Annotated in this window: 4 protein-coding genes and 1 pseudogene; 2 read left to right on the plus strand and 3 right to left on the minus strand. The window is 39.4% G+C overall.

All coding sequences use genetic code 11. The annotated features are described in order from the left end of the window. Together otsB and A9Z07_RS04075 are read left to right on the plus strand one after the other, a co-directional pair. Nucleotides 1-612: pseudogene (gene otsB / locus A9Z07_RS04070) on the plus strand (trehalose-phosphatase); the annotation flags it as partial. Beyond that, nucleotides 600-2,036 (plus strand): trehalose-6-phosphate synthase, encoded by a 1,437-nt coding sequence (locus A9Z07_RS04075; protein WP_069577042.1) that lies wholly within the window; start codon nt 600-602, stop codon nt 2,034-2,036. The pseudogene otsB and the gene A9Z07_RS04075, both read left to right, overlap by 13 nt. A gap of 96 nt (nt 2,037-2,132) precedes the next feature. Here A9Z07_RS04075 and A9Z07_RS04080 read toward each other — a convergent pair whose 3' ends face one another. The 3 genes from A9Z07_RS04080 to A9Z07_RS04090 all read right to left on the minus strand — a co-directional run. After that, nucleotides 2,133-3,323 (minus strand): MFS transporter, encoded by a 1,191-nt coding sequence (locus A9Z07_RS04080; RefSeq protein ID WP_047427090.1) that lies wholly within the window; start codon nt 3,321-3,323, stop codon nt 2,133-2,135. Nucleotides 3,324-3,766: 443 nt separating this feature from the next. Beyond that, nucleotides 3,767-5,221: a SulP family inorganic anion transporter gene (locus tag A9Z07_RS04085; RefSeq protein WP_047427088.1), complete on the minus strand. Its 1,455-nt coding sequence runs from the start codon at nt 5,219-5,221 to the stop codon at nt 3,767-3,769. Between the two features lie 340 nt (nt 5,222-5,561). After that, nucleotides 5,562-6,011: hypothetical protein (locus A9Z07_RS04090; RefSeq protein ID WP_047427085.1), on the minus strand; the 450-nt coding region annotated here is incomplete at its 5' end.

Below are 6,011 nucleotides of genomic sequence, written 5' to 3' on the forward strand. Positions count from 1 at the left end.
CGTAATTTATTTGAATCTCTAGATCTTCCAATTGCTGCATAGCATGGATTAGATATATACCTTGGAAAAGAAAAAGAATTACATGCATCCAAGAATTTCCTAGAAATTTCTTATATTTATAATATGTTAACTAAGGCATGTATCCCATATCCAGATTTACTGATTGAAAATAAGAAATCTTCAATTGCACTACATTATAGAAAAGCACCAGCGCTGGAATCTATAGCAAAAAAAATAATATTGGAAAGTCAGCAGGTATTCCCCAACCTAAAACTGATTCAAGGAAAATTCGTTTATGAATTAATCCCTGCTCAAGCGAATAAAGGCTTGGCAATCGAGGAAGTTTTAGCGCATTTCAACCAGCATGATCTTTATATTCCCGTTTTCATTGGTGACGACGTCACGGATGAAGATGGTTTTTATTTTGTGAATCAGGTGGAACATGGCATCTCAATCAAGGTCGGTCAAGGGCTTACCCATGCCAGATACCAGCTTCAAGATACAAAACAAGTGCATGATTTTTTAGAATTATTTTTAGAACACATTCAGAACTATGACAACAAGGTTAAGGGTAACAACAACTTAGGTGGAGAGAAAATATGTCTAAATTAATTATTTTATCCAATCGTGTCAGTATTCCAAATGGACAAAAACCTGCCGCAGGCGGACTTGCTGTCGCCATACAAGATGCATTAGATGATATTGGCGGTGTATGGTTGGGATGGAATGGAGAAAAAGTCGATACACAAGAGGAAGTTCATTTTAATATCCTTCGTAAAGACAATGTTGAATATATCACCTGCCCTTTAACACATAATCAATATTCAGATTATTATGCTGGATTTGCCAATAATACGCTTTGGCCTGCCATGCATTATCGTTCAGACCTGATTGAATATAAGTCATCAGAATATGAAGGATATCAGCAAGTCAATTATTTATTTGCTCAAAAACTTGCTGAAATTGCACAACCAGACGATACCATTTGGGTACATGATTATCACTTTTTAAGTGTGGCAAAATATTGTCGTGAACTGGGTATGCAAAATAAGATCGGATTTTTCCTGCATATTCCTTTTGCACCTTTATTTATCTGGCAAAGAATTTCGTGTGCCCAACAATTAATTGAGGATTTATGCCAATACGATGTGGTGGGTCTACAAACCGATAAAGATCAAAAAGTATGTATGCAAGTATGTACATCTTTATTGAAAGCACAGAAGATTCAACAGACCTTAGTCAGCTATCATCAGCGTCTGACCATGATTAAATGCTACCCGATTGGGGTAAATCCAGCAGCGATTCAAAAAGCGGCTCAACAGTTTATTGATGTACAAGACTTGCTTACCCGCCCAGTTGAGCTGAATGCTGCGAAAACCATTATTGGCGTAGACCGGATTGATTATTCAAAAGGTTTGCTGGAACGTTTTCTGTCCTATGCAGAGTTCTTGGAGAAATATCCTGAGTATCAGCAGCATATTCAACATTTACAGATTGCCTGCCCATGCCGTTTGGAAGTTCCAGCTTATCAGCGTTTATTTGAGCGTTTCAAGATTAAGATCGAGATGATTAATCAGGAATTTGCACAGGAAGACTGGCAACCCGTGGAATGTATTTATGATGCAATGAAACATCATCATTTGATGCAAATCTATCGTCAAGCGGATGTGTGCTGGATCAGTTCAATACGAGATGGGATGAATCTGGTCGCGAAAGAATATATTGCCGCGCAAAATCCATCGAATCCAGGTGTACTGATTCTATCCAAATATGCAGGTGCTGCAGAGCATATGGCAGAAGCACTACTAGTTGATCCTACCGACAAAACGGCAATGGTCGATACTTTAAAAACAGCACTGGAAATGCCACGACAAGAACGTATTTCACGCTACAAACAACTGATGAAAGGTTTAAAAGATTTTGATATTAATGACTGGCGCAATGCATTTCTTAATGACTTACAGTACAAAACTGCTTTGCAGGATTTCAGATTTATGGGCATGCGTAACGTTAACCCTATTTATCAAAATTTATAGTACTTCGATTTGTAAAGAACTGGCAGTATCCAGATATTGCCAGTTCAGTTGAGTTCAGTTCAGTTCAGTTCAGTTCAGTTCAGTTCACTCTGACGCTTATTTCACGTAAGTAAAACGATTTAAAACCACAATCAATAATAATAGAACAGATAGCGCCATAAACACTGTACTTAAGCCAATCAGCTCACCAATCATTCCAATGAAAGCAGGTCCAACCAGAATACCAGTATAAGCCAAAGTCGAAACACAAGACAAAGCAACTGCGCTTGCCATCACCGTCTGACGTCCAGCACGGGAAAACATGATCGGAACGATATTAGAACAACCTGCGCCAACCAGTGTATATCCCACTAAAACCAGCCACCAATGCGGTGCGATACTGACCAAAACCAAACCCAAAGTTGCACAAATCGCGCTATAGGTTAAAAGCTTTTTCTCACCAAAATAACGGATCAGGTAATGCCCTGTAAAACGTCCTGTGGTCATGGCAATCGCAAAGAACGTATACGCCAACCCTGCAAAAGCGGCATTAACACCATATTCATGGGTTAAATAAATACCACTCCAGTCCATCGCCGCGCCTTCTGTCATGAAAATGATGAAGCAGGCAATACCAATTAACACAATTAAAGGCCGCGGCAAACGCTGACGTATCGACTTTTTCACTGTCGATGCTGCTTCTGAATCCGTATTTTCCACAGCTTTTATGCTGAATGGCACTGACAGAAAAGCAATAACCACCAACAGTAAACTCACAGCAAGTGCACTGACTACAGGCGAAATACTTAAAGCAAGCAATGCAGTAATAGTCAGCACCCCTGCTAATCCACCGAGACTTGCCATACCATGAAAGCCAGACATTAATGATTTTAAGCTATTCTTCTCAACCACCACGGCCTGAATATTGAGTGCAACGCCCAGACTTCCTGCTGCTGTGCCAAATAAGAATAAGGTGATCGCCATCATTAACGGCGTATTCCATAAGCTGAGGCTTGGCAATAAAACGGCAAGCAAGAGTAAAGCGAAGCCGATCGGCGCACGACAGCCAATACGCTGAACAATTTTACCTGTCGCAGGCATAGCCAGCATTGCACCTAAGCCACTGCATAAAAGTAATAAGCCAAAATCTGCATGATTAAAATGCAAACGTTGCTGGGCAAAAGGAATCAACGGCGCCCATGCAGCCGTGGCAAAACCAAGACCGAAAAAGCTAAAACGAGTTGAAAGACGTTGAGCACTTAATTGAATTTCAGGATCAATAAGAGCAGTTCTGGAAAAAAGGATCATTTAATACCATCCACACAAATTAACTCAGATCTTCCATCTCAGATAAATCTCCATAGAAAAACCCCTGCTAATCTATAGAGAAGTTCTATAAATCCACAGAGGCTTTTATGGCGAAATTATACACAAAATTACGGTAAAAACACTATTTTTTACAAATATAAAGTTATTATATTTCAACAACTTGATTTTAAATTTACAATAAAATTAAAGTATTTATTTCTAAGGATTTTTTAATTTACATCAAAATAATAAAGAATAAATTGATGCATATTCACCACTTAGTGTTTTTTAATCTAAAAATCTGAAAGTTTTCTTGTCTTAAAATATTTGCATATTAAAAAAAAGATCAACTTGAGTTTCTTTAGCAAATAAAAAGTTCAATGTGCAACAAAAAACCTCTGCCCGTGCAGAGGTTTAATCACTGTTATGTGACGGAAGAAGCTTTAGATTTTGGCATGCGTACCATACTTATCAATCATGATTGAACTGGCTTCATTCAAGCCACGTACGGTGACATGTATCCCATTTTTCTGGAATTTACTAATGACCGAATCCAGCATTGCCACGGAAGTGACATCCCAAATATGAGAATGGGTTAAGTCAATAATCACCGCTTTCACACCTTCTTTAAAGTCAAAACTCTGTAAGAACTTTTCTGACGAACTAAAAAAGATTTGCCCATGCAGTTCATACAAACGTGTAGCGCCTTCAAATGATGTCTTCACATGAATATCATTTTCCAGTTTATTGGCAAGGAATAATGCGGATAACAGTACGCCTGTTAATACACCTAAGGCCAGATTATGCGTAGCGACTACAACAGCAACTGTCGCGATCATCACCACATTACTGCTCTTGGGATTAGCGGTGAACTGGGTAATCGATTTCCATTCAAAGGTGCTGATTGAAACCATGATCATCACGGCGACCAAAGCAGCCATCGGAATGACTTTGAGCCAATCACTCAGAAAAACCACCAGAATGAGTAAAAATATACCCGCACAAAAGGTCGATAATCTGGTCAAACCACCAGATTTCACATTAATCATCGATTGACCAATCATGGCACAACCAGCCATCCCACCCATGAATCCAGAAGCAATATTGGCGATGCCCTGACCTTTACATTCCTGAAACTTGTCACTTGGTGTATCAGTCATTTCATCCACAATGGTTGCCGTCATCATCGATTCCAGCAGACCCACGACAGCCATTGGAATCGAGTAAGGCAAAATAATCATGAGTGTTTCGAGGTTTAAAGGAATATCAGGTAATAAAAATATAGGAAGCGTATTGGGTAACTCGCCCATATCACCTACCGTTCTAAGATCAATTCCCATCGATATGGCGATCAGGGTAATGATGATAATGCAGACCAACGGCGATGGCAGAAGCTTTCCTAGTTTTGGAATTAGAGGAAATAAATAGATAATGGCTAAACCCAGAGCGACAAAAACATATACATGCCACGTCACGTTCATCAGCTCAGGTAACTGCGCCATAAAAATCAGAATCGCTAAAGCATTCACGAAACCAATGACGACTGACTTCGATACAAAACGCATCAACTTGGCCAGCTTCAGATAACCCGCAATAATCTGGAAGATACCGGTCAGAATAGTGGCTGCAAGTAAATATTGAAGTCCATGTTCTTTGACCAAGGTGACCATGAGCAAAGCCATGGCCCCTGTTGCAGCAGAAATCATGGCTGGACGACCGCCGACAAAGGAAATCACGACCGCAATACAGAAAGAGGCATACAAGCCAATTTTAGGATCGACACCAGCAATAATAGAGAAAGCAATCGCTTCTGGAATAAGTGCCAGACCGACCACAAGTCCAGACAAAATATCCCCGCGAATATTGGAGAACCATTGTTCCCGAACATTGGATATCATAGAAATAGCCTATTCGTATAATTTTAAATCAAGGCTAGTGATGTGATATATACATGCACACGACTACACCACATCACTAGTCAAAGTGATGAGTTAATTTTCAAGCAAGAGAAATCAACTAGGGTGGCGTAAGCTGCATAAGATAAATGAAGAGATCAGAATGAATTGTGGCGCTAGACTAACATGGGTTCAAAATGATGTCATCTGATCATCTCCTTATATTTCGCTCTGACTCTTTCTTTGAATAAAAAAATACCGCCTTTAATGGCGGTACGCTGCAGTCCAGCGATTGCAGAAGTATGAGGGGTTCGGAGCCTCATACTTCTTTAGCACAACTTGTTTAACTCATTGAATGTTGTTTGAATTCTTCACTTTTAAAATAGGATACCAACTCGTCATAGCAGTTCTCTTGCTGAGGACGAACCAGTTTTTCAAGCTGATAATGAACTGTAAATTCAGGTGGAATATTCTCAAGAATTGGCGGCAGTTTTTTCTTACCTCCAATGGTAATTCTCTCAATAAACCCTGCCAGCCATAAAATGAATTCGTCCCGATGTTGATGATGTGGCACCAAGCTCACATCAATATTCAAGGCATCTTCGCGTAAAGGCTTTTGGAAACCTTCCTGAAAATCAATATACTGGTACAGCAATTTCATTTCAGTGCCCTTGATTTCCTTTCTCACCTCTTTAATTAAAAAATTTAGATATTCAACAGGCTTTTGCGTAAATTTTTTTTCATCTTTAAACTTGTTATATACTTTTTCCGCTATACGCAAATATTGTGGCAT

Origin of the sequence: Acinetobacter sp. YK3, from assembly GCF_001729365.1 — a bacterium.
In the GTDB taxonomy this organism is placed as follows: Bacteria; Pseudomonadota; Gammaproteobacteria; order Pseudomonadales; family Moraxellaceae; genus Acinetobacter; species Acinetobacter vivianii.